Source organism: Anaerobacillus alkaliphilus (assembly GCF_004116265.1).
Lineage (GTDB): Bacteria > Bacillota > Bacilli > Bacillales > Anaerobacillaceae > Anaerobacillus > Anaerobacillus alkaliphilus.
Genome location: NZ_QOUX01000026.1, coordinates 41,731 through 67,281, shown reverse-complemented (window position 1 = coordinate 67,281; position 25,551 = coordinate 41,731). Strand labels below are relative to the sequence as shown.

14 protein-coding genes and 1 pseudogene are annotated in these 25,551 nt (G+C 38.6%); 14 read left to right on the top strand and 1 reads right to left on the bottom strand.

Annotation, left to right across the window (positions count from 1 at the left end; translation table 11 throughout):
* Window positions 1–156: 156 nt before the first annotated feature.
* Window positions 157–438, top strand: coding sequence for a hypothetical protein (locus DS745_RS07315; RefSeq protein WP_129077616.1), 282 nt, complete (start codon window positions 157–159; stop codon window positions 436–438).
* A gap of 159 nt (window positions 439–597) precedes the next feature.
* Window positions 598–906: a hypothetical protein gene (locus DS745_RS07310; protein WP_129077615.1), complete on the top strand. Its 309-nt coding sequence runs from the start codon at window positions 598–600 to the stop codon at window positions 904–906.
* A gap of 429 nt (window positions 907–1,335) precedes the next feature.
* On the opposite strand, the gene DS745_RS07305 is transcribed toward DS745_RS07310, so the two are convergent.
* Window positions 1,336–2,727, bottom strand: coding sequence for an IS110 family RNA-guided transposase (locus tag DS745_RS07305; RefSeq protein ID WP_129077605.1), 1,392 nt, complete (start codon window positions 2,725–2,727; stop codon window positions 1,336–1,338).
* A 193-nt stretch (window positions 2,728–2,920) separates the two neighbouring features.
* On the opposite strand from DS745_RS07305, the gene DS745_RS07300 reads away from it, so the two are divergent.
* The 12 genes and pseudogenes from DS745_RS07300 (at window position 2,921) to DS745_RS07245 (ending at window position 25,355) form a co-directional block, all read left to right on the top strand.
* Entirely contained in the window at window positions 2,921–3,757 is an 837-nt protein-coding gene (locus DS745_RS07300; RefSeq protein WP_129077614.1) for a hypothetical protein, read from the top strand.
* A 418-nt stretch (window positions 3,758–4,175) separates the two neighbouring features.
* Window positions 4,176–5,183, top strand: a complete 1,008-nt coding sequence (locus tag DS745_RS07295; protein ID WP_129077613.1) for a LacI family DNA-binding transcriptional regulator — start codon at window positions 4,176–4,178, stop codon at window positions 5,181–5,183.
* A 152-nt stretch (window positions 5,184–5,335) separates the two neighbouring features.
* Window positions 5,336–6,643 (top strand): sugar ABC transporter substrate-binding protein, encoded by a 1,308-nt coding sequence (locus DS745_RS07290; RefSeq protein WP_129077612.1) that lies wholly within the window; start codon window positions 5,336–5,338, stop codon window positions 6,641–6,643.
* An 81-nt stretch (window positions 6,644–6,724) separates the two neighbouring features.
* A complete protein-coding gene (locus DS745_RS07285; protein WP_129077611.1) occupies window positions 6,725–7,627 on the top strand; it encodes a carbohydrate ABC transporter permease in 903 nt (300 codons plus the stop codon).
* Window positions 7,628–7,632: 5 nt separating this feature from the next.
* Window positions 7,633–8,532 (top strand): carbohydrate ABC transporter permease, encoded by a 900-nt coding sequence (locus DS745_RS07280; RefSeq protein ID WP_241657752.1) that lies wholly within the window; start codon window positions 7,633–7,635, stop codon window positions 8,530–8,532.
* 15 nt (window positions 8,533–8,547) lie between these two features.
* Entirely contained in the window at window positions 8,548–9,522 is a 975-nt protein-coding gene (locus DS745_RS07275) for a PfkB family carbohydrate kinase (RefSeq protein ID WP_338324527.1), read from the top strand.
* Window positions 9,523–9,589: 67 nt separating this feature from the next.
* A pseudogene (locus tag DS745_RS07270) lies at window positions 9,590–11,041 on the top strand (glycoside hydrolase family 32 protein); the annotation flags it as partial.
* A gap of 26 nt (window positions 11,042–11,067) precedes the next feature.
* Window positions 11,068–11,676: a YesL family protein gene (locus DS745_RS07265; RefSeq protein ID WP_129077609.1), complete on the top strand. Its 609-nt coding sequence runs from the start codon at window positions 11,068–11,070 to the stop codon at window positions 11,674–11,676.
* 132 nt (window positions 11,677–11,808) lie between these two features.
* Entirely contained in the window at window positions 11,809–19,209 is a 7,401-nt protein-coding gene (locus DS745_RS07260) for a GH32 C-terminal domain-containing protein (RefSeq protein ID WP_129077608.1), read from the top strand.
* Between the two features lie 377 nt (window positions 19,210–19,586).
* On the top strand, window positions 19,587–19,955 hold the full coding sequence (locus DS745_RS07255; protein WP_206662923.1) for a phage tail protein: 369 nt from the start codon (window positions 19,587–19,589) through the stop codon (window positions 19,953–19,955).
* 18 nt (window positions 19,956–19,973) lie between these two features.
* Entirely contained in the window at window positions 19,974–20,321 is a 348-nt protein-coding gene (locus tag DS745_RS07250) for a phage tail protein (protein WP_241657751.1), read from the top strand.
* 39 nt (window positions 20,322–20,360) lie between these two features.
* Complete coding sequence (locus DS745_RS07245) at window positions 20,361–25,355, top strand: InlB B-repeat-containing protein (protein WP_129077607.1); 4,995 nt, start codon at window positions 20,361–20,363, stop codon at window positions 25,353–25,355.
* Window positions 25,356–25,551 lie beyond the last annotated feature (196 nt).

The window sequence follows — 25,551 nt, the reverse complement described above, 5'->3', positions numbered from 1 at the left end:
GTGGTGCCCTCCTATAGTACGAAAGTTATATTTCTTTTGTATCGTATGTTATGATTTGTCACTGTGACACCCCGAAATTCCAATGGAATCCATTATTTTAATGCATTCTTTTCTTGATATTTTTATTGTTAATAGACTTTATGAACCGAGAAGAAGATGAATACTATCAAAACATTACTTATAACTCTCTTATTTATTGTCGTAGGTTGGCAGATTGAAACTGAAGCTACGCCAACTAATCCAGTCATACAAGTTGAGGCTGGTGATGACCACCACATTGCTAAGATGGAACGGTTGCTTATTGGGGACGGACAATGGATTGGCTGTTTAACGAACCTCAAACTTGATGGTACATTTGCACCACGAGAACATACAACCAGAAGTCAAATGGTTAAAATGCTAGATCAAATGTTGTTGTTGATTGAATATGGGAACTAATACCTCGAAAGCTAGCACACACATGTTGTGCTGGCTTTTTTTTTTTTTTTTTTTAAAAAAAATTTTGGAATTTTTATTAAAATCTCCCACCCCTTTTCCAATGACTTTGTATTTATATAGTGAAGGTCAAAAAAATGAAAATTGGATGGTGGATGAAAAATGGAAACTACATTACTAGAATTATTAACAAGCGGAGCATATACAAAGGTAATTAAAACGGGTAAGTGTCAGGCTACTATAATGGTTGATATAATTAAGGATGAAACTCTTGAGTTATTTGACTCTGTTGTACCTAGCACCAAGGCAGTTGTTGATTATGAAGATGTATATCTAGTAATTCCATCGGACAATAGCACCAGCTGTTTTTCTGACCAATCTATGATAATTGAAATTAACCCAGTAATCTTAACGTGCAGCAATGCAAGTGATGTTAAGGTTTTTAAGGTGTCAGCTAGGGTAGAGAAATAGTTGACCTGAAATAATTTAAAGAAGGCAGAAACCGACAAAATAGTCTATTATGAAACATTACGTGAAACAAGATTCTTCGGGTGGTGACAGCGTATAATGCTTTAAAGGTCAAGTAGATCTTTTCCCCTTAAAGAGGCGGACTTAAATAAGCCTTCGTTTTCCATTTTTTTCAAGACTCAACTATCACAGAATTATATCATAGAATGTCTCTAGAACGTGAAAGGATCTTGCATTTTCATCCTATAGGGATACCACCTAGTTATTTAAGCTTTGTCTTCACGTATTATTCGTATTTATAGGACAAGATCCATAACGCTGTCACGCGAGGTCAATATTGCCTCAGGCACAAAATTCGATGTGATCTGACGTCCTAGGGACACTCTATTTATCAATGTTTCTTACTATATTTACTTACACTTTGGTTGTAATCTATACTGCAAAGTATCTTGTGTAAAAGCGTTTAACATGTTGGGCTTTAAGTTTCTTGGTCAATTCAGCTAGTAAAGTATAATCTGCTTCTTCTGATTGATACATTGTTTGTTTACGAATCATGGCAAAGGCTAAACGGATCATGCGATTTCCTAAGGCTATATACGCTTGTCTTGCATATTTGCCTCTATCTCTCATTTCTTGATATTGTTTCTTCATCTTTGGATTGTGCATGGCAAGTGACTTTCCTATTTGATACACACTATTTCTAAATGTACGCCTTCCTTCTCGAGAGATACAATGATAAGTCGGATTTCGACCGCCAGATTGCACTACAATAGGATTCGTGCCTGCCATTTTAATTAACTGTCCTGCATGGTCAAAATCCGATATATCACCCATTTCGCCATACAATTCCGCACCAGTCACTAGTCCAACTCCTGGTACAGTTAACAAGACAGCACCTTCTGTTTCAATGAATAAACTAGCAATCTTCTGTTCCATTTCATCAATCTGTTGATTTACTAGTTCCAGCCGATCTAGCTTATGAACAAGTAAAAAGTGATCAATTTCTAACTCTTCCTTTGGTCTTGAGATGGAATTACTTGCGAATTCTAAAAGTAATTGTATAGAAGAATCGCGTATCTTAAGGTTTTCTTTAATCGATATCTCTCTTAATCCATCAACACCTAGGTTAATGATATCGCTAGGGTGTATAAAATGACGCATCAAATAGCGGCCAGCCTTCCCAAAAAGTTTCTCAAAGGGTTGAACATGAACTCGTTTACCATCTCTCCATATACTCATTCCTTGAAATTCTCGAAATATATGATCAATATGAACTCTTATTTCGTTTTGGAGAGCTGTCTTTTCCTGGACGATTGTGCGTCGAGCTCTTGTGAGCTTTTGAAGCTCATGCACAGATCCTGAAGGTAGTTCACTACTTGTTCCACGACCGTTTATCACTGATTGTGTAATAGCTAATAGATCAAGGTTGTCAGTTTTAGAGCGGTTTAATAGTGCTTTTCTCTCTTCAGATGTAGTAGCTGCGTTTATTATTCGAACATAGTAACTATTCCCTTGCCAATGACGAACTAGGTCCTCATAATAGTGTCCCGTCGTTTCAATACCAATAACTATGGACTGTTTCCCAGTCTCTTGACTTACCTTTTCAATTTGACTGATGAGTTGATTATGACCAGTTAAAGAAGCATCAAACTCGAAGGGTTTCTTTAGGATCTCCCCATAAAAAGTACAAATCATAGCTTTATGCGTATATTTAGCAGCATCTACCGCTACTATTAAAATATTTTCCAAGCCAGCTGTTTGAAGAAACTTAGCCCATCGACTTCCCTTTTTTCCTTGAATATGGTTCAATAATGTGTATACCATCGTTTCATCTCCTTGTGGTGAGGGGTTTTGGAAGTTCTGTGATAGGTCCTTCCATTGTACATGAAAACGATGGTATTTTTTATTTAGCCCAACTATTTATTATACTAGGCACCGCTCCCTACAGTGACGCCCCGAAAACTCTTATGTTAAAATAAATCTGTTGATTGTTATTATAATGATTGGGGTTGGTGTGTTGAAACGTTTTTTAATAATATTGATCGGAATTTTACTAACAGGCTGTGGAACAGGGCAAACAATATCTGTTCAGAAAAGTAACACGGAGCGACTACATAACCTGATAGAAACCACAATATTGAGTGACGACAACATTGAATTCGAACGAGAGAAAGTAATTCCAATAATTGAAGATCTTTTAGAAGAGAATATAAATGCTGAAAGCTTCTCTTATTCTCGCCATGTTTTTACTGATATTGAAGAAATTGAGGACGATTTTGACTGGGGAATTGACCTAATTAGCACTAGTGGTACCTCATTAGTTTATCAGAGTGGAGACCCAGCATTTGTTGAATTTTACGGTAATGGTACGACCTTCTATTGGAAGGACAATTCAAAATGGTATAAAACCTTTGACTATTACTGGACTGATTTTTACCTGACAAATGCACAAGTTAAGAATATGAATGTAAAATTCCTTCATCAGTTGATGGAAGGAAATCAGTTCTATGGTGAAAACCAAGATTTAGTAGTGTATTATTACACACAAATTGATAACCAAATAAAGAAATTAAGGTGGATTACATCTTTATTAGAATATAATGTAGAACAAATTGAAGGAAAGATATCCTATGAAAATTCCAATGTTTATTTAGTGCTTTTACTGGATAAGGGGAGTCAACAATTCGGGCTTTTATCAATTTGCGAGATATATATAGATGAAGGCGAAAACAACTACCGCATAAGAGAAATTTACGACTATATTGAAGTTAATAGTTTAAATGAACACAACCTCATGGAAATTCCCATAGAGGTAATCAATAAGGCAATTGAAAAAGATATTCGAGGAAACTAAGTAAGGTGCCTGTCACCACCCGGAATTTGTCGAATTCTAGATGTAGCCCAGTAGAAATTCCCTTTCTACTGGGCTGCTCTTGATTTTAGCACTTTTAGTTTTTTAAACTTTGACAAGTTTGTTGGGAACAGAATGCCACCAAGTCAAACATCTTCAGTTAGTCGAGTGTTTTAGACACCGCAATATAATAATATATAAACATATTCTGCTATTGACATTAACTGCACCAATAGAGAAACCCTCTTACATCTTCGACAAATTCCCACAATCTTCGGGTGGTGACAGGCACCGCTACAAATATTTTTAAAATGACCATTGACAAATAAAACGCTTTCAATTATATTTTAGTTAATCGATTACGTAAACGTTTACCTAACGAAACGCAAGCGTTAAACCTATCAAAAAATGGGGAGTCAAAATGAATAACGCAAGTATTAAAGATGTTGCAAAACTGGCTAATGTTTCAACAGCAACTGTTTCCCATGTGTTAAATGAAACAAGGTATGTTTCTGAAACAACGAAAATCAAAGTCTATCAGGCAATGAAGGAATTAGATTACCAGCCTAACTTAATGGCCAAAGGGTTAAGGAGTCGGAAATCTAATATAATCGGACTGATAGTTCCGATGCTTTATTCGGATACCTCCAACTTTTTCTTTATGTCAATTGCTAACGGTATTGAAACCTACCTGAAACAAGAAGGTTATAATTTAATCTTAAGTAATTCTCACGAAGATTTTGAGACAGAGGTTGAGCAAATCAAACTATTTAACTCAAAGTTAATTGACGGATTAATTGTTGCACCAACTGGTAAAGACATTACACAATATGAAAATGTATTCTCTAATGAATATCCAGTCGTTTTTATTGATCGGATACCCGAAGGCTATACTGGAGACACTGTACTTGCTGATAGTAAGCAAGGTACATATCAAGCAATTAAGACGTTACTCGAAAAGGGTCATGAGAAAATCGGTTTTATCACTGGTTATTTAGGATTGACAACGAGTGATGATAGATTACTAGGCTATAAAGAAGCATTTCTTGAACAAGGTCTTAGTGTTAATCCCAATCTTATAAAAGAAGGGGAGCCAAGTCTTGACTCAGGCTATGAAATAGCAAAACAATTAGTTAAAAAGGAAAATGTAACTGCTCTTTTTATCGCTAATAATATTATGACCATGGGTGCCTTAAGCTTCTTAAATGATCATAAGTTAAGAGTTCCAGATGACGTTGCCCTCATTGGATTTGATGATTATGATTGGATGAAAGTGACGACGCCTCCAATATCAGTGATTAAACAGCCTTCCTTTGAGATAGGTGAAAAAGCAGTGAACTTACTGCTAAAAAGAATTGCTGAAGATAAGGGAGCAAGAAATGAAAGGATTGTCTTATCAACAGAATTTGTCATTAGGGGTTCAATTTAAATGAGAGCAAATCTCTCATTATAAATTTTACGTAATCGTTTACGTAAACGATTACCTACATTTTCCAACTATTAAACTGAGAGGGTGATGACTCTAAGCTTAATTGTAAGTAAGATTAAAACTTAATCCTAAGAAAAGAGGGGAATTTATTTATGAAAAAATTACTTATGTTCTTAATGATGGCGTTAGTAGCTGGTTTATTAGTGGTTGGGTGTAGTTCTTCTAAGGAAGAAACTAGTAGCAATGGCGATCAAGACAAAACAACTCCGGCAACAGAGGAAGAAGTTGTCTTACAACTATGGATCCATCAAACAAATGAAAAAGAGACTCAATTTTACTTAGATCGTGCTGCTGAATTTAATGAAGCACATAAAGGGAAAATTCGCGTTGATGTTGCACCTCCAATCATTGATGAAGGTAGCTCATATAACGATGCGATTAATGCAGCACTAGTAGCTGGAAACTTACCAGACCTAATTAAATTAGATGGACCGTTTGTAGCAAGCTACGCGGCGTCTGAAGTAATTATGCCTGTAGGTCAATATTATACAGATGAAGAACTAGCTGACTATGTAGACTCAATTCTTGAACAAGGTAGTTATAATGGAGAACTATATTCTCTTGGTGCAATGGAATCATCCGTAATGTTATATTATAACAAAGCAATTTTTGCTGAAGCAGGAATTGAAGCACCAACATCGGTTGAAGATGCTTGGACATGGGATGAGTTTTTCGCAGTAGCAAAGCAATTAACAACGAACGATCGTTATGGACTTAACTTATTTATGAACTATGGTGTTGGCGAGTGGATGACTTACATGGGATTACCTTTCGTATGGTCAAACGGTGGAGATCTACTTTCTCCAGATGGAACGACTGCTGAAGGATACTTTAATGGTCCTGAAACGGTAGAAGCATTAGAATTTATTAAGCAATTATTTGCTGAAGGTGTAGTAAGTATTTCTCCGTCAGAAATGCAATTTGAAGAAGGTAATGCGGCAATGGCATTAGGTGGTCCGTGGATTGCACTTTCAACACAAGACGCTGGTTTAGATTATGGAATGATGCCTTACCCACGTAGTAAAGTGGCAAAATCTCCATCTGGAAGCATGGCTTATGCAGTAACTAGCCAAACAAAACACCCAGAAGAAGCTGCTAAATTTATGCTTTGGATGACAGATAAAGAGTCTACAATTCGTCTTTCAGAAGTTACAGGGATGCCTCCTGCTCGTAAGTCAGCGTTTGCGGAAATGGCTGAGTATGAGACTCAACCTAAAAAGATAATGAAAGATCAAGTAATTAATTCAGCACAAGCTCGTCCACAAACACCTGCATACCCAGTACTTACACAGTTATTTGCTGAAGCTTTCCAAGCGGCGGCATTAGGTGAGGACGTTCAAAAAACATTAGATAATTTCGTTCCAAGAATTGAAAGAGAACTATCAAGATTTAACAAATAATAAGTTTACTAGATGGGCCGGTTGAAATGACATTTCCCGGTCCATCACAATTAGTGAAAGAAGCTAGGAGTGAAGAAAGTTATGATAAAGAATTTAAAACGAACTTTATCAACGCAAAAGTGGAGAGAAGGCCTTAGTGGATATTTATTCTTTTTACCAGCACTCATCTTATTATCGTTATTTTTACTCTATCCTATGGCAATGGCATTTTATTATAGTTTTACAGATTTTTATTTACTAACCCCCCAGAAAAAGGGCTTTATCGGACTAGAGAACTTTACATATGCTTTTTCAGATAACGAGTTCCGGACAGCATTTAAAAATACTGTTTATTTCGTAGTCCTAGTCGTTCCGCTTCAAACCGCTGTAGGTTTAGGGTTAGCTCTACTTGTGAATAAAAAGCTCCGTTTTACTATTTTTTATCGAACCGCGTACTTTAGTCCTGTTGTCATGTCGTTAGTAGTTGTATCAATTTTATGGACGTTTCTATACAATCCGAACGAAGGTTTCTTCAATCAAGTATTAGAGTCCCTAGGCTTCGCCAAACAACCATTTTTAACTAGTCCCAACCAAGCAATGAATTCAATCATTGCAATGTCAGTCTGGCAAGGAGCAGGTTTTCAAATGTTGATTTTCCTTGCTGGATTGCAGACAATTCCTGGCGTCCTTTATGAAGCAGCTTCAATAGATGGTGCAAATGCTTGGCAAAAGTTTAAAAATGTGACACTGCCTGGTCTTAAAAATGTATCAATTTTTATTATCATTACAATCACTATTGCTGCTTTCAAATTGCTAATTCAACCGATGATCATGACACAAGGGGGACCACTTGGTTCAACTAGATCACTTGTTTATTACACATACCAGGTCGGTTTTGCTTACCGGGATGTAGGATACGCCTCAGCTCTCGCTGTACTTTTCACCGTAATTGTTTTAATCATATCGCTTACTCAAAGAAAATTATTAACAGAGGATAGGGGGTAATTCATTTGAACATTCAACCAAAAACGAACATGAAATTACCTACTTACCGTTCAATGAAGAAACAGCGTATGGCAAAACTCGTGATCCAATATGCGATAATGACCTTTTTAGCAGTTATCTTCTTATTTCCACTTATCTGGATGTTAGTATCTTCGTTGAAGAGTGATGTGCAAATTTTCAAAGATATGAAATCAATTCATGTCTTTATTCCACCGCTTTATGATAGCGTAACTGCATATTTTTCAAACTATATGTTAGCGTTAGAACGTGTTGATTTACTTAGGTATACAGGAAACAGCTTAATTTATACATGTGGCATTATCCTGTTTGGTCTAATTGTAAATTCAATGGCAGGTTATGCATTAGCTAGAATGGACTTTCCTTTAAAGAACTTCTGGATGGCGGTAATCATTGCTACCATTATTATTCCAGCTGAAAGTATTTTCTTGCCTCTCTATGTTTTGGTGCATAACTTTGGCTGGGTAAATACTTACACAGGCTTAATTGTTCCTTTTATTGCTAATGCGTTTATGATCTTCTTGTTCAGACAATTTTTCATTGGCTTTCCTAAGGAGTTGGAAGAGGCTGCAAGAATTGACGGATGTACCCCAATAGGGATATTTTTCAGAATTATTATTCCTTTATCAAAACCGGTATTTGCAACAGTAGCTATTTTCACTTTTGTTAACCATTGGAACGATTTCTTGTGGCCATTAGTTGTGGCAAATGATGAAAGCATGAGAACGATCCAAATTGGGTTACAGTACTTTTTTGCCCAACAGCCTGTAAGGTGGGGGCAGGTAATGGCAGCTTTAACCATTGCGACTGTTCCAATGCTTGCGATCTTTGTGTTTTTACAAAGATACTATGTTGAAGGCCTAACTCATACTGGGTCGAAAAATTAGTCTAGGAGGGAGGAAATGATTTTGTCAAAAGTCCTATGCTTAGGTGAATTATTAATTGATTTTGTGCCAACAGAAAACGGAGTTCAATTAAAGGATGTTCCTCAGTTTAAAAAAGCTGCCGGAGGAGCACCGGCGAATGTTAGTGCAGCGATTGCTAAATTAGGTGGGAACTCTTCCATGATTGGAAAAGTTGGAGCAGATCCTTTTGGTGAGTTCTTAATTGAAACCCTCACTGACAACGGTGTCTCAGTGGATTACCTTCTTAGTACAACAGAGGCCAAGACAGCATTAGCGTTTGTTTCCTTACAAAAAAACGGGGAAAGAGATTTTATGTTTTACCGCGAGCCATCAGCAGATATGCTTTTAGAAAAAGAAGACCTAAAACCAGAGTGGTTTGAAGAGGCCCTAATTTATCATTTCGGTTCTGTTTCTTTAATTGAAGGGCCAGTAAAAGAGGCGACAGTTCAGGGAATTGAACTAGCCAAACAATCTCAAACAATCATAAGCTTTGATCCAAATATCAGGCTCCCTTTATGGAAAGTTCCTGAATTGGCAAAAAAAGAAATTATGAAACAAATTCCTCATGTCCATATCCTAAAAATTAGTGAGGAAGAGCTTTTGTTTTTAACGAATCATCCGAATGAAAAAGAAGCTTCCCATTCATTATTCAAAGGTTCTGTGAAGCTAATTCTTGTCACTAAAGGAGAAAAAGGCTGCACCTACTATACGCATGAAACAAGTGGAAATGTAGAAGGCATACCTGTTCAGCCTTTGGACACAACAGGTGCGGGTGATGCGTTTGTCGGTGGATTGTTATTTCAGTTAAGCCAACAAATGACGAAGTTAGAGGATTTAGATGAACTGATCGTTAATAGAGAATTACTTAGTGATATCCTAAGATTTGCAAACGTATGTGGAGCAATTACAACTACGAAGAGGGGAGCTATAGCAGCTCTACCAACTAAAACTGAAGTACTGTCATTAAAATGAAAAACTTGATGGCATGTATATTGTAAGGAGTGATATTATGGCATTTACAAAAGGAATGGAACAAAAGACAACATATTATACGGAGAGATATCGCCCTCAATTTCACTTTACCCCTGAAGCCAATTGGATGAACGACCCAAATGGAATGGTCTATTATGAGGGGGAGTATCATTTATTCTATCAATATCATCCCCATAGCCTAAAATGGGGACCGATGCACTGGGGCCACGCAATTAGTCGTGATATGGTTCATTGGGAGCACCTGCCGATCGGTCTGGAACCAGATGAATTAGGAACCATCTTCTCAGGTAGTGCAGTTGTAGATTGGAATGATACATCAGGGTTATTTCAAGGCAAGTCTGGGTTAGTCGCGATATTTACTCATACGAAAGATGAGTTGCAACGACAAAGTATTGCTTATAGCCATGATAAAGGGCGCACGTGGATTAAATATGCTGGGAACCCAGTGATTGAAAATCTGGGCATTAAAGACTTCCGTGATCCTAAGGTGTTTTGGCATGAAGAAACAAACCGCTGGGTAATGGTGTTAGCGGCAGGCCAAAAGGTGATGTTCTATTCGTCTACTAATCTATTAAAATGGGAATTCGTTAGTGAATTTGGCAGTTGCGATGGCGCTCATGGTGGTGTTTGGGAATGCCCAGATTTATTTGAATTACCTGTTGACGGAAATCCCAATCAGAAAAAATGGGTGTTACAAGTCGATCTAGGGGATGGATCAGTTGCTGGAGGATCAGGTGGACAATACTTCTTAGGAACATTTGACGGGAAAACCTTCTTAAATGATCATGCACCTAGTGAAATTCTATGGTTGGACTATGGGAAAGATTTCTACGCTACTCAGTCATTCTCTGATATTCCAGAGGAGGATGGAAGACGTATCTGGATGGCGTGGATGAGCAATTGGAAATACGCAAATGATGTACCTACATTTCCTTGGCGTAGTGCAATGTCCTTCCCACGAGAAGTTGAGCTTAAGACGATGAGTGATGGACAGGTAAAACTAGTTCAAAAGCCAATTCGTGAAATCGAGACTATTCGAACGGAAATAGTCAAAATTGCTAATGAAGTTGGAAGAGAATGCGATAATTTACTCGCTGATGTTCAGGAAACATTATTTGAAATAGAAGCTGAAATTGAACTATTGACTGCCTCCGAGTTTGGCTTTAAATTGAGAAAGTCAGGAATGGAACAGGAAACACTAGTTGGCTATGATGTAGAAAAGCAAGTCTTGGTTGTGGATCGTGATTGCTCAGGTGAACATGATTTCAGTGAGCATTTTAAAGGTAGTAATATAGTTAACTTACCATTAACTAATGGAATGTTAAAATTAAGAATATTAGTAGATACATCGTCAGTGGAAGTGTTTGCAAATGAAGGCGAAATTGCTCTTACAAATTTAATTTTTCCTGATAAAGAAGGGCAAGATGTGGAGTTATATGTAAAAGGTGGCGAAGTAAACGTTATTTCTCTAAACCTTTACCGACTAAAAACGACGTGGCGATAAAGCGATAGGGGGTTCAGATCATGACTGGTATGGCAGATGGAATTTATAAAATTAGTGAATGGGCCATGCGTCTGGCATATTTGAATATCCTTTTCGTTTTGTTTTCGTTATTGGGAATAGTAGCATTTGGTGTTGGACCTGCGTTTATGGCAATGCTAGTAGTAGTTAAAAAGTGGATGAGCCAAGAAGAGTTTCCTATTTTTAAAACTTATCTAAATGAATGGAAGGGATCATTCATAAAAGGCAATCTCCTTGGACTACTATTCATTACTGTAGGAACAATACTAATAGTAAATTACTATATTCTTCCACAGTTTAACGAGCATTTACGTGTTGTCTTTACTGCAGGGATGTTACTACTGACATTACTTTATTTGATGACAGTCATGTATATTTTTCCACTTGCTGTACAATTTCGACAGTTATCTGTAAAACGGTGCTTTAAATATGGATTTGTCCTCGGTGTAACACACCCTATATTCTTTCTAGCTTGGATTGTTGGTGTATTTATAATGTACCAGCTGTATCGGGTGTTTCCGGGCCTATTGCCGTTTTATGCATTTAGCGCATTAGCTATATGGCAGTTTTTTGTTACACGTTATGTTCTCCTGAAAGTTAAAATTACGTAATCTTAGAAGGGTATCTCAAAACTACCTTTTCTTTTACAACTTAAGGTAATCGTTTACGCAATCGATTACCTTAAGTTAAACATTATATTTTTTAAAATAAAATGGCAGCGCTTTCTAAAAGGAGGAAGACATGTGGTTACATGGAAAGTAAAAAAATCATGGAAGAAACCATTAAACAAAGGAATGTTTGTGTTACTTGCACTCCTCTTGGTTGTGCAAACATTCTTTCCAGCATTAGCTCTTGCAAACGAAGAAAATCATTCGGTAGCTTTTGAGATTATTAATCCTAGTTTTGAAACGGGTGATTTGACAGGATGGACAGTTATTGAGGGCGAAGCATTCGGAGATGAAAGTATTTCAAACGAAACCACTTGGTGGGCAGAGGAAATTCCCTTCAATAAAGAAGGTGAATACTTCTTAAGTGGCTGGAAAACTGGTGAAGATAAAACCGGTATTTTACGTTCATCGACATTTACTTTAGGTGGAACAGGTTGGATCACGTTTAGGCTAGGTGGCGGTAAGAACACAGACCTGGTTCATGTAAATGTTTATAATGCCAGCACAAATGAACTCGTAGCACAATATGGGAATACGGAGTTTTGTGATTGTCATTTCCCTCATATTGACCAAGGCATGAATTTAGCAAACATGGTGCAGTACCGAGCTGACTTATCAGTTCACGTAGGTACTGATCTTTACCTTGAAATTGTAGATCAAGCAGTCAATGACTGGGGTGTAATTTTTGCTGATGCTTTCTTTACTTATCACGAAGCGGTTCCTACAGAAGGAATTTTAGCTACTAGTTTATATGCGCCTCCAACAGAAGAAGAACCTCCTGTTATTGGAGAGCCAATTGGTGGTGGCAGTCCAGATGCATCTTATTATGATGAGGCATACCGACCACAATTTCATTTTAGTCCAGAAAAAAATTGGATGAATGATCCAAATGGAATGGTTTATCTTGATGGTGAATATCACCTATTCTATCAACATAATCCTACTGATAAAGTGTGGGGTCCGATGTATTGGGGGCACGCAATAAGTAGGGATTTAGTCAATTGGGAACACATGCCAATTGCACTTTATCCAGATGAAAATGGCTTTATTTGGTCAGGGAGTGCTGTTGTCGATAAAGACAATACAAGTGGCTTTGGGATAGCCGGTCAGACGCCTCTTGTCGCTATCTTTTCTTACGAACTGGGTAATGACAACCAAACAGTTGGGTTAGCCTATAGTAACGACAAAGGAAGAACATGGGAGAAATATGAAGGCAATCCTGTGATCCAAATGCCTAATGAGTTGAAGCTCGGCAATGGTGGCGACGGAGTTTTCAGAGATCCAAAAGTCTTTTGGCATGATGATACAAACCAATGGGTGTTCGTCATTGCTTCAGGGAAACAAGTCGATTTTTACACATCAACAAATCTAAAAGATTGGAATAAGGTAAGCAGGTTTACCAACCCTACAGGGATTGACCTCGGAATATGGGAATGTTCGGATCTTCTCTATATGCCAGTTGATACTACTGGAGATGGAAATCCTGACTCTAGCAAGTGGGTCTTAATTACAAGTGTTGCTAATGGCCCAACAGGCGGCCAGGGTATGGGTTACTTTGTAGGTGAGTTTGATGGTCAGCAGTTTGTCGCGGATCAAAATGAAATTACTTGGTTAGATCATGGAGCAGATATTTATGCTGGTGTTACATGGAGTAATACACCAAACGATCGTCCCATTTTAATTGGTTGGATGAGTCCACCACGTTATGCTGGTAATACACCTACAAGTCCATGGAGAAGTGCAATGACTCTACCACGTGAGTTAAAACTAGTAAAAACGGATAGTGGATTTGCACTTAGGCAAGCACCTGTTACCGAACTAACTTCATTACGTGGGGAAAAATATAGCTGGGAGAACGAAACGGTTGAAAGTGTCAGTACACTTCTTTCAACGATTCAAGGTGATACACTTGAAATTATTGCAGAATTTGATTTAAACGAAACAACTGCAAACGAATTTGGTTTTAAAGTAAGAAAACAAGGTGAACAATATACGACGATCGGTTTTGATGGTAGTTCTGTGTATGTCGACCGAAAAAAATCTGGTGTTGTTAATTTTCACGAAGATTTTGCAGCGAAGCATTCTGCTTCATTTGACGGATCTATAGAAACACTAAAATATCATATCTTCGTAGATCGTTCATCAGTAGAAGTTTTTGTAAACGACGGAGAGTTAGTGTTTACAGAACAAATTTTTCCGGATCCAAACAGTAAAGATATTGAACTATTTGGAGACACAGGTGTTATCAAGCTCAAGAATCTAGAAGTTTACCAGTTAAATAAAGCTGAATTTACTCCTGGGTATCAAAATGAGTTTAAGCGGAGCTTCGGGCATTATCCAAGCCAAATGAATGTAGATGCACTACCTACAACCATTGAAAACCCAAATTTTGAAACAGGGGATACTACTGGTTGGGTAACGTATGGAAGTGCATTTCAAGGTGTTGTCTCTAACCAGGCAAACTTCTGGGGAGGCCCGTTCAATCATGAAGGAACGTATCATGCTTGGGGCTTCGCTGGAGCAAAACGAGATGATCGTTCTGATTTACGTACAGGAATTATGAAGTCAAGTGTATTTAAATTAGATGGTAATGGTTCTATTAATTTTCTAGTTGGCGGTGGCCAAGACTTAAACAATCTTTATGTTTCACTAATTAGAGCAACTGATGGGAAAGAGTTGTTTAGAACAACAGGTAGAAACACAGAGCAATATCGACGAGTTTCGTGGAATGCCTCAGAGCATATTGGTGAACCGATGTTTATTAAGATTGTTGACCATCATTCAGGCGGCTTCGGTCATATTAACGTTGATGATTTCCAAGTCTACAATTCAAGTGAAGATGTCATACCAAACGAGATTTTAAACCCTGGTTTTGAAACAGGTAATTTAACGGGATGGACAGTTCTCGATGGTACGTATGATGACAGTGATGTAACTTCTGAGGTACATTATTGGCACCCTGAGCCAATTAACAAAGAAGGCAATTATCATCTATGGGGGAAAGACCATAAAACTGCAAAGATTAAGTCTAGCCACTTTGTATTGGCTGGTACTGGAGAAATCAGCTTTTTAATTGGTGGAGGAAATAACATTGAAACCCAATACGTTGCCTTAATGAGTGCTTCTGACGATACAGAGTTAATGAGGCAAACGAATGAGTGGTTCGATGACTCGGAAAATTATCATCGTGTAGTTTGGGATGCTTCAGAATATATTGGCGAGGAACTCTACCTATTAATTGTTGATAATGATGAGTCAGGTGGGTGGTCTCATATTAACGTCGATGATTTCCGTGTACTTACTCATGGTAAAATTGCTCATTGGTCATTTGATGAAGCAGAAGGAAATCTAGCCCTAGATCAAGTGAATAACGTTGAAGACAACGTTCATTATGTATTTAATCAAGCAATTGATAAGCCATCGACAGATCCACTTTGGCGTGAGGGAGTTTCTGGAAATGCTCTTTTATTTGATGGATATTCTACTTTTATCCAAAGAGACGCTAACGATTTTGCAAAAGTGACAGATGCACTGACAATCGAGGCATGGGTTGCACCTAGAGCCTACGAATGGGGTAATGAAGGGAAAATGTCTGTCATTGTAAATCAACACAATATGAGTAAAAATGAAGGATTTTTACTAGGGATGCACCGACATGGAAGCTGGTCTTTCCAAGCTGGTATAAATGGAGAGTGGGTGGAAGTGTGGGCAGATGAAGCAAAACCATTGGAAAAATTTAAATGGTCACACATCGTTGCCACCTTTGATAAACAAAATAGTGTGATGAAGCTGTATTTAAATGGTGAACTAGTTGGAGAAACAAGAACACCAATTCAAGCAAACATTGCACCTTCAACAGAACCATTATTAATTGGTAAACATAATCAAGCAGCTGTTATTAACGGAACATTTACAGCGAATATGTTCAATGGTTTGGTTGATGAGTTGAAAATTCATAATGGTACCTTTAGTTCGGAAAAAGTAATTGAGATTTATACAAGTTATGCTAGTTCATTTGAAAATGGTGAGCATCCAGTACCGAATTTAGAGATGGACCGTAGTCGTTATGACGGAGATCGTCATCGTCCACAGTACCATTTTATTTCACCGGAGCATTGGATGAATGAACCACACGCACCTTTCTACTTTGAAGGTAAGTATCATATTTTTTATCAACACAACCCGCAAGGTCCTTATTGGAATCACATTCATTGGGGGCATGCAGTTAGTGACGATATGATACATTGGGAAGATATGCCTGTAGCTCTTGCTCCAGAAGGAAACTCTGTGACGCCAGATGGTGTTTGGTCAGGCGATGCTACATTTGATGAAAATGGTCTACCTGTATTATTATTTACAGCTGGCGATGATAGTAAATTCCCGAATCAAATGACAGGACTTGCGAGAAGTACGTTTGCTGTAGATGGGGATGTAAACCTACCGAATTGGGAGATGCATGACCAACCAGTGACTGTTCAAGCACCGAATCTTCCTGCTGAACAAGGTCAAGTTTGGTATGGACAATTCAGAGATCCATACGTTTGGAAAGATGGTGATACTTGGTACCAACTAGTTGGTTCAGGTATTAGAAATGGAGATCAATCTGTTGGTGGTACTGCTTTACTTTATACATCAACTGACTTGGTAAATTGGACATATCAAAAGCCGTTTTTTGTAGGAGATTATCGCAACTATCCTGAGACTGGCCAAGTTTGGGAGCTGCCTGTATTTTTACCTTTAAAAGACAATGATGGAAATGATACTGGTAAACATGTTTTCCTAATCAATCCTTGGTATGGCAGCTATAGTCCACACAATGTGAAATATGTCTGGCATTGGATTGGTACTTGGGATAAAGAAACGCTAACATTTACACCTGATCATACTGAACCAAAAATCTTTGATTTTGGGGAGCATTTTACAGGACCAAGTGGGTTTGTTAACCATGATGGGCGTTCAATCCTATTTAGTATCGCCCAAGACAGAAGATCAGAACAAGCTCATTACGATGCGGGTTGGGCACATAATGCCGGTTTACCTCTAAGTCTGACACTACGTCATAACGGTGAACTAGGTATTGAACCAATAAAAGAATTACAAAGTCTACGTAACCAACAGCTCGTATCTTTTGAGAATAAAAGTGTCTTAGAGGCAAACGAATTATTGTCAACAGTTCAAGGAGATTTACTAGAAATCATCCTTGTGGTAGAAAATCAAGATGCAAGTGAGTTTGGAATTAAAGTTCGTAAGAGTGCACAAGGTGAAGAAGAAACACTCATCTATTACAACTATGAAAACTCAACGTATATGATTGATCGTAATAAATCTAGCTTAGATCCAGACGTCCGAAAAGGTGTACATGGCGATGTCATGGAGCTTGATGGAGAAAATCTAAGACTTCATATTTATTTAGATCGCTCAATGGTAGAAGCTTACGCCAATAACTTCAGGAGCATAACTTCTAGAGTGTATCCTACACGTTTTGACGCACTAGGCTTAGAACTCTGGAGTAAAGAAGGCCAAGTAACAATTAAGTCAATGGAAGTATGGGAATTACAATCAGCATATGGTCCAACTGTTCCAGCCCATTGGCCGACAGAGGAAGCAGTGCCAAGTTATAAAACATTGCCTAACCATGATTTCCAAACAGGAGATTTATCAGGCTGGGTTGTTGTAGAAGGAAATGCGTTTACTGACGCGCACATTACGGGGCAATATGATTGGGGTTGGGGTGGTCCATTTAATCAAGCTCACACTTCTGTCGATCCAAGCCATTATCACTATTGGGGATTCCATCCTGATCGAGGCGGCGATGGTGCAACAGGAGTCATGAAGTCACAAAACTTCATCTTAGGTGGAAATGGTAATATTGACTTCCTAATCGCAGGAGGCAATATACCTGATCAGCTTTATGTTGCATTAGTAAGAGCCTCAAACGATGAATACCTAATGAAAGCAACCGGCCATAATTCTGAACAATACCGTAGAGTATACTGGGATGCTTCAGAATACGTTGGTGAGGAGCTATACATTAAAGTAGTTGATCAGGCAACTGGTGGTTGGGGTCATATCAACCTTGACAACGTAAATGTTCAAGTAGACCCTAGTACGGAGTTTGAAGGGGGTTATGGGGACCCGGGTGAAGGCGCACCACCTGTGGACGAAGAACCAAACCCGGGTGAAGGAACACCTCCAGGGGATGCTGATCCTAACCCAGGGAGCGGAGACGGTAGTACTCCACCAATTTCTAATCCCGTTCCGCCGGTTCATGTCGATCTTGGATCAAAGCTGCCAAAGAGTGTCTATGACATCATTGTTGAGAAAAGAAATGGCAAGAACGTAGCGGTTGTTAAGGTTAATAATGAAAAGTTTACTCAATGGATTAACCAGAGTGAAAGAGTAGATAAGGTGACGATTGAATTAGATTCATCTACGAAAGAAGGAGTAGATGTTCGCCTTCCTGCTCAAGCGGTGAAGTTGGTAAGTTCTAAGAATTCAAATGCACAAATAGAAGTAAATACGAAGGATGTCGCGTATCGTTTGCCGGTCAAGGAAATCAATGTAGATAAACTTGCGCAACAATTGGGAGGGAATGCTGAAGATCTTGTCATATCAATTGTTATGATTGAAACAACAGATACTTCAGGTGCAGTTGCAAAAGGTAAATTAAAAGTTGTGGCAAAGATTGTTGAATTTAAAGTTTATGCTTCAACTAGTGAACGAGAGGTGGAGCTAAAAGGCTTTAATGCGTTCGTTGAAAGGGAAATCGTTGGTGAGAAAGTCTTTAATGCCAAAACATCAACAGCTGTTCAATTAATGGATGATGGTTCAATACGTCCTGTGCCTACAGTTTTTGATGGCAACCGAGCGATATTCAAAAGTAAAACGAATAGCAAATACACGATTGTAGAGAATACAGTAACCTTCCCAGACATTACAGCTGATTATTGGGCAAAGGAAACGATTGAGACTCTAGCTTCAAAGTATATTTTTAGAGGCTTTGAGGATGGTCAATTTAAGCCAAGAAACGCAACAACACGCGTTCAAGTAGCACTTCTTATCACAAGAAGCTTAGGCTTAACTTCTGATACTATCTATAATGGTCAATTCTCAGATGTGAAGGGTACAGAGTGGTTTGTAAAAGATATAATGCCTGCAGTTGAAACAGGTATTATTAGAGGATCTAATGGACAGTTCCGTCCACATGATGAGATTACTCGTGAAGAAGCAGCAGCCATGTTTGCTCGTGCGTTACGCTATGTTCAGTATGATCAAGCCAAGTTAGATACTACAAAGCAACTCTCGCTCTACAAAGATGCTAACAATATATCAAGTTGGGCAAGAGTTGACGTCGAATACTTACTTCAAGCGGGAGTTATGACAGGTAGATCTAATGAAAGCTTTGGTGGAAAAGCCGTAAATAACCGCGCTGAAACAGCGGCATTGCTAACAAAGTTTTTGAAAGCAGTAGGATAGTGGTGCCTGTCACCACCCGAAATTTGTCGAAGTGGTCCAGTAGAGATTTCATTTTCTACTGGGCTGCTTTTAATTTTCCCACGTACTCTTTTAGTTAGCTTCATTAAGAGGAAAAAGGATCAGCCCCGTCGAACTATAAGCCAATAAAGTTAAAAACTGGTTCAATTAACTAGAATTACTTAATTACTTAAATGGTATTACTAGTGAACGGGACCAGTTTATCCATGATTGGGACCAGGCAATGACACCAGGTGACACATCTTCAGCAGGTAGAATGACCGAAGATTTGTGTTGCCTTTTTTTAGTGCGAGAAGGGGGTGAAAACGTAACAAGTAGAGCTTCTGTGAAAAAACACTAATTTTAAGGAGAGGAAAAATGTGAAAAAGATTACTAGTTTACTTTTTGCTTCAGTGATCGTATTCGGAATTCTTGCGGGTCATCTACTAGCTAAATATGACAGCATAACACCTGCACATGCCGCAGGAAATGAGTCATACATAGGAAGCGTTCAATTATTTGCGTTTAATTTTGAACCAATTGGTTGGATTAGGTGTGAAGGACAGCTGCTTCGTATCGATCAATATCCAATATTATTTAATCTAATTGGTACGAAATTCGGGGGGGATGGGGTTCAAACATTTCGCTTACCGAATATGGGGAATGAATATACACCGCTAGCCTCGCCATTACCATCGATGTACTACTATATAAAAGTAGATCCTGGGATGTTTCCAATTCGCAATTAAAACTAGGGAGGAAAGAAAATGAATAAAATGAAACGGTTATTAGTAGTTATTGTTCTAGCATTCAGTATTTTAGCTGGCTATTTGTTAACAAAGACACAGCACGAACCTGTCCTTGCAGCTAGTTCAGAATCTTATATAGGAACAGTTCAATTATTTGCCTTTAATTATGCACCACAAGGTTGGGTTAGGTGTGAAGGGCAGCTTTTACCCCTTGCTCAAAATACAGCTCTATTTAGTTTAATCGGGATAAATTATGGCGGTGATGGAAAATCGACCTTTGCCTTACCAGATTTGCGCGGGTTATCTCCAGTGCCGGGGATGGAGTATTATATCAATTTACAAGGAATTTACCCGTCCCGGAATTAACCAATTTATATGAAATTTTACTAGATAGGAGGTAGGAGTTTGACTAGGTATGTAACTAATAAAAAAATGATTTCATTGGTACTAATTTTTTTACTCATGCTTTTATTTGTAAATAATCAAGAAAATCAAGCACAACAACAAGAAAACGTAGTGCGATCAAAAACAGTTACTGCTAGTGGCGAAACATTGCCATTTAGAGCAACTAATGCGGTTGATGGTTCCAGTACTAACGCAAGCCGATGGTATACTTCTACTGCAAACGCATGGTTACAGGTTGATCTAGGTGACTTTTATACGATTGATCGATACGTAGTTGTTGGAATGGGACATATAGGGTTTCCATCAGATCGTAATCCACGAGCGTTTCGGTTACAAAGTAGTAAGGATGGAAACACCTGGACAAATGTTGATGTCGTAACGAACAATACGGCTGGACGAGTTGATAAATTCATTCCAAAATTTAATGCACGCTATTTACGGTTAACGATAGATCAAGGTAATCAAAATAACAATTTATGGGCATCCATTGTAGAATTTGAAGCTTATGGAATTTTATATAATCCAGCAAAAGATGCAACCTTACAAAACTTGTCTTTAAGTCATGGCTTATTAGATCCAATCTTTCAATCCGATACGACAGATTATGAAGTGAATGTAGGAAATGATATAGAAACGATCTCAGTTACACCGACATTAACAGTAGCTAATGCAAGTGTAAGTGTAAATGGTCAAACTGTTGTGAACGGAAATTCCTCACAAGCAATTCGTTTAGATGTAGGAGAGAATGAAATTACCATAGAGGTTACATCACAAGACGGAACAATAACGAAACTATACAAAATTACAGTCACGCGAGCAGGGTCAAGTAATGCGGACTTAAGTAACTTAACCATAAGTGATGGGAACTTAACACCAGATTTTGATCCAACAATTACTGAGTATGCGGTTAACGTAGCGAAGGATATAAGCAGTGTTGATGTTACAGCGACTGTGGCAGATCCTACGGCAACGATCGAAATTAAAGGAAGTGCAGTAACGAGTGGTACAGCAACAAGTGTACCATTAAGTCATGGGTCTAGTACCATTGAAATCGTTGTTACAGCTCAAAATCAAAGCACGAAGACATATACGATCATTGTCACGCGAGGAAAACCACCTGTTATTACACCTAGTCCTGGAAACACGATTTTAGCTTTTGGTAAAAATAGTACAATCATTGATTCAGGGGTTGAATTATCGGATGCAGATTCTGATCATTTAATTGCGGCATCTATCACGTTATCTAACGCTCCTGATGGAGTGAGCGAAAGTTTAGGTATAACCGCAACAGGTGCTAGTTTATTAGCTTCTAAAGGTATGGCGGCAGTATACAACGCTAGCACTCGGGAATTAACAATAACAGGTGCAGCTAGTTTAGAAACCTATCAGGAGTTATTACGATCAGTTACTTATGTTAACTCTTCAACATTTCCTAATAAATCAGAGCGAACGATTTTCTTTGTTGTGAAAGATGAGGAAAATAATCTAAGTGAAGCAAGAACTAAAACAATTGAATGGGGAGTAAACACCCCCCCAGTGATTGCTACGAATGAAACGTTAGTTGTAGACAAATTTAAGAGTAGCAAGCTGACACGGGATTATTTAGAAAGTAATGATGACGCATCGAATCCTAATCAAATTATTTATACGTTGAATAGTATTCCTTCACAAGGAACGTTGAAGCGTGGTGAGACAGTAATCCAAGTTGGTGGAACTTTTACACAGGAAGATATCAATCATGAGATTATTTTTTATGAACATAATGGTAACGAATTCGCCGATCAATTTGAGTTTAAAGTGAGTGATGGTGAATTATTTACTGCGGACCATATTTTTACGATCTCTATTGAAAATATTAACCATCCACCAACAATACTGTCTCCACCGACGCTCGTTGTTACGGAGGATGTTAGTACGCCGTTAACAGGGATTACTTTTGCAGACAGAGATGCAGGTGGAGCTTCTGTTGAAGTAAGCTTCAGTGTAGCTCGAGGAAAACTCTCGGCTAATACGGGAAGTGGAGTAACAGTAACTGGCTCTAATAGCACTCAACTAACATTACTAGGAACGATCGCTGATATAAATGCTTATATCGCTTCTTCGCAATTAATGTATGTAACTGCGGAAAATGATGTAGCTGATGTCACCCTAACGATTTCTATTAACGATCTAGGGAATACAGGTTCAGGAGGGGCTCAGCAAGCTCATACAACTGTAAAAATACAGGTTACAGCTGTGAATGATGCACCGACAATACAGTCTCCATCTACACTTATTATTACGGAGGATATTATTAATCCATTAACAGAGTTTTCTTTTGCAGATATAGATGCTGGTGCAAATGCTGTTGAAGTAACTTTTGGTGTAGCTCGAGGGAAATTTTTTGGTAATACAGGAAGTGGAGTAACAGTAAGTGGCTCTAATAGCACTCAAATAAAATTACTAGGATCGATCGCGGATTTAAACTCATACATTGCTTCATCGCAACTTATGTACGTAACTGCGGAAAATGATGTATCCGATGTAATTCTAACAATCAATATTAACGATCTAGGAAATACAGGTTCAGGAGGAGCTCAGCAGGCTACTGTATCTGTAACCATGCAGATTATTACTCTTAACACGGCACCAGTTCTAACTCCTTTTGGCCCAACTCTACATTCGATTCGCGTTGATGACATAGATAATGCGGGACAAACAATCGCATCTATCATTGGGGAATCAATCACAGATGAAGATCCAGGAGCTTTGAAAGGTATTGCAATCACTTCTGCTTCAGGGAATGGTACATGGGAGTATTCAATAGATGGTGGTACAACATGGGAAAAAGTTGGGCTAGTAAGTGGCGCCCACTCAATGTTGCTTAGGGACACAGATTTTATACGATTTGTTCCAAGTGGGGCAAATGAAACGCTCCCTAGGTTTAGCTACCGAGCATGGGACCAAACATCCGGCACGGCTGGCGGTATAGCCGATACTACAGTAAACGGTCTGACTACAGCATTTAGTGCAACATCTGATACGGCAACCATTACTATCATTCATTTCTATCATGTAACGTTTGAAGTTGATGGTGGCAGTGCTATTCCTTCACAAAAAATATATCATGGTGAAACTGCAACTGAACCATCTATACCACCTGTAAAAGAGAATTATATTTTTAGTGGTTGGTATACTAATAGTTTACTTGATGAGGTCTTTGATTTTTCAACACCAATTACCATGGATACGGTGGTCTATGCGAAGTGGGAACCAGTGACCTACAAGGTAATTTTCAAAGACCATGACGGAAGTGAACTCAAAACCGAAACGGTAGCTCATAACCAAGGAGCGACTGCGCCAGCAGATCCAACCCGAGAAGGCTATACGTTTACAGGCTGGGATAAGGATTTCACTCAGGTGACAGGAGACTTAACGGTCACTGCCCAATATGGGATTAATGAATATACTGTATTTTTTGATAGCAAGGGTGGAAGTGACGTAGAGCCAATCCAAGCAAACTATGGAACAAAGATAACGGCACCAAAGGAACCAACTAGAGTAGGTTACACCTTTGTCGGCTGGTATAAAGAAGATGAGTTTACGAATGAATGGGATTTTAGTACCGACACAGTCCCAACAGGAAATGTGACGTTGTATGCGAAGTGGAATGTGGTTTGGACACCTAGTCAACCAACGCGAGAAGTTATTTCCGGATCAATTGAGACTGGAAACATCAGTGCCGGAACGATGGTTAAACAAATCCCAATCAATCGTATCACGGGTCCAGATCGAAAAGTAAAGGATGAAGTGATTTTAACAACGGAACAAATGAAAGAAGTAGTTAAGAAAATTTTACAACTAGGCAAAAATATAGCACGGATTATCATTCCAGACGATAAAGACGAAGTCTCTCAAGTTGATATTACGATCCCTAAAGCGGCTACCAAACAACTGGGAGATGCGAATATTGATTTGGAAGTTTTCACGGAAAATATTCGATTTACTATTACGCAACAATTCATGGATCGTTTTGCGAAAGAAGAGTTGTTTTTCCGTCTACTTCCAATTAAGGGAGAGAAAGAGCGTAAGGAAGTTGAAAATCGTTTAAAAGTAGAGCAAGCTGTCAAGCAAGTGGCTAAAAATAGTGACGTAAATGTAGTATCGAGGCCAATTTCGGTTGAAACCAATATGCAAAGTGGAGCGGTTACACTTGTTTTACCATTACGTGATGTTCAATTACCGGTAGATGTGGTTGAACGCGCCAAATTTTTAACAGAGCTTGTCGTATTTATCGAGCATAGTGATGGTGAAAAACGTTTAGTCAAAGGTAGGATCGTAGAATACAAGGATGGACACCCTGGGTTGGAATTTAGTGTGAACGAATATGGTACATTTACAATCCTTCACTCGGAAGGCTTCGCAGGTAAATTCCGTGAAGCATATATTAAAGGCTATGAGGATGGTACTTTCAAGCCAGATCAGAAGGTTACAAGAGCAGAAGTTGCAGTGATGATCGCTCGAAATCTAGGATATGATCATTTGCAAAAAGTAGAAGCTCAGCCATTCTCTGATGTTCAGGTAACACATTGGGCAGCTAGTGCGATTGATTTTGTCAAAAAGTACGGCTTGATGAAGGGAGATAGTAAGGGAGAATTTAAACCTAATAAGGTCATCACTCGAGCAGAAATGGCGACAATCGTGGCTCGATATAAGAAATTAGCATTGCTTGATGAAGTAAAGGCACAATTAGCCTTCCCAGACATTAAAGGACATTGGGCGGTAAAAGAAATTGCAGCAAACAAACAAGCAGGAATTATTCACGGGTATCAAGACGGTACATTCCGACCAAATGGAAGTTTAAGTCGTGCCGAAGCTGTGAAAGTACTTAACCGCATGTTTGACCGTAACCCATTAGCTGATGTTGATAAACCAACATTTATTGACGTACCGCGTACACACTGGGCATACGGTGATATTGAAGCAGCAGTGGAGGTGCCTGTCACCACCCGATAAATCTTGTTTCACATAATTGTTTCATAGGCTACTTTAAAGTACCAACCCGGCTCTTTGTGGTCTAGGTTGGTACTTTTTTTCTATTTTAATTTGTCACTGTGGTCACCCCCCGATAAATCTTGTTTCACATGTATAAATTGGCAAATAGGAATCTGCATCATTTTGCAGTTTTTCTGCTTTCAGCGTTGTATAATTT

Excerpts from the sequence above, each read along its gene's own strand:
- DS745_RS07295 (WP_129077613.1), top strand. The coding sequence starts at position 4,176 with ATGAATAACGCAAGTATTAAAGATGTTGCAAAACTGGCTAATGTTTCA.
- DS745_RS07290 (WP_129077612.1), top strand. The coding sequence starts at position 5,336 with ATGAAAAAATTACTTATGTTCTTAATGATGGCGTTAGTAGCTGGTTTA.
- DS745_RS07285 (WP_129077611.1), top strand. The coding sequence starts at position 6,725 with ATGATAAAGAATTTAAAACGAACTTTATCAACGCAAAAGTGGAGAGAA.
- DS745_RS07315 (WP_129077616.1), top strand. The coding sequence starts at position 157 with ATGAATACTATCAAAACATTACTTATAACTCTCTTATTTATTGTCGTA.
- DS745_RS07265 (WP_129077609.1), top strand. The coding sequence starts at position 11,068 with ATGACTGGTATGGCAGATGGAATTTATAAAATTAGTGAATGGGCCATG.
- DS745_RS07250 (WP_241657751.1), top strand. The coding sequence starts at position 19,974 with ATGAATAAAATGAAACGGTTATTAGTAGTTATTGTTCTAGCATTCAGT.
- DS745_RS07310 (WP_129077615.1), top strand. The coding sequence starts at position 598 with ATGGAAACTACATTACTAGAATTATTAACAAGCGGAGCATATACAAAG.
- DS745_RS07305 (WP_129077605.1), bottom strand. The coding sequence starts at position 2,727 with ATGGTATACACATTATTGAACCATATTCAAGGAAAAAAGGGAAGTCGA.
- DS745_RS07275 (WP_338324527.1), top strand. The coding sequence starts at position 8,548 with ATGATTTTGTCAAAAGTCCTATGCTTAGGTGAATTATTAATTGATTTT.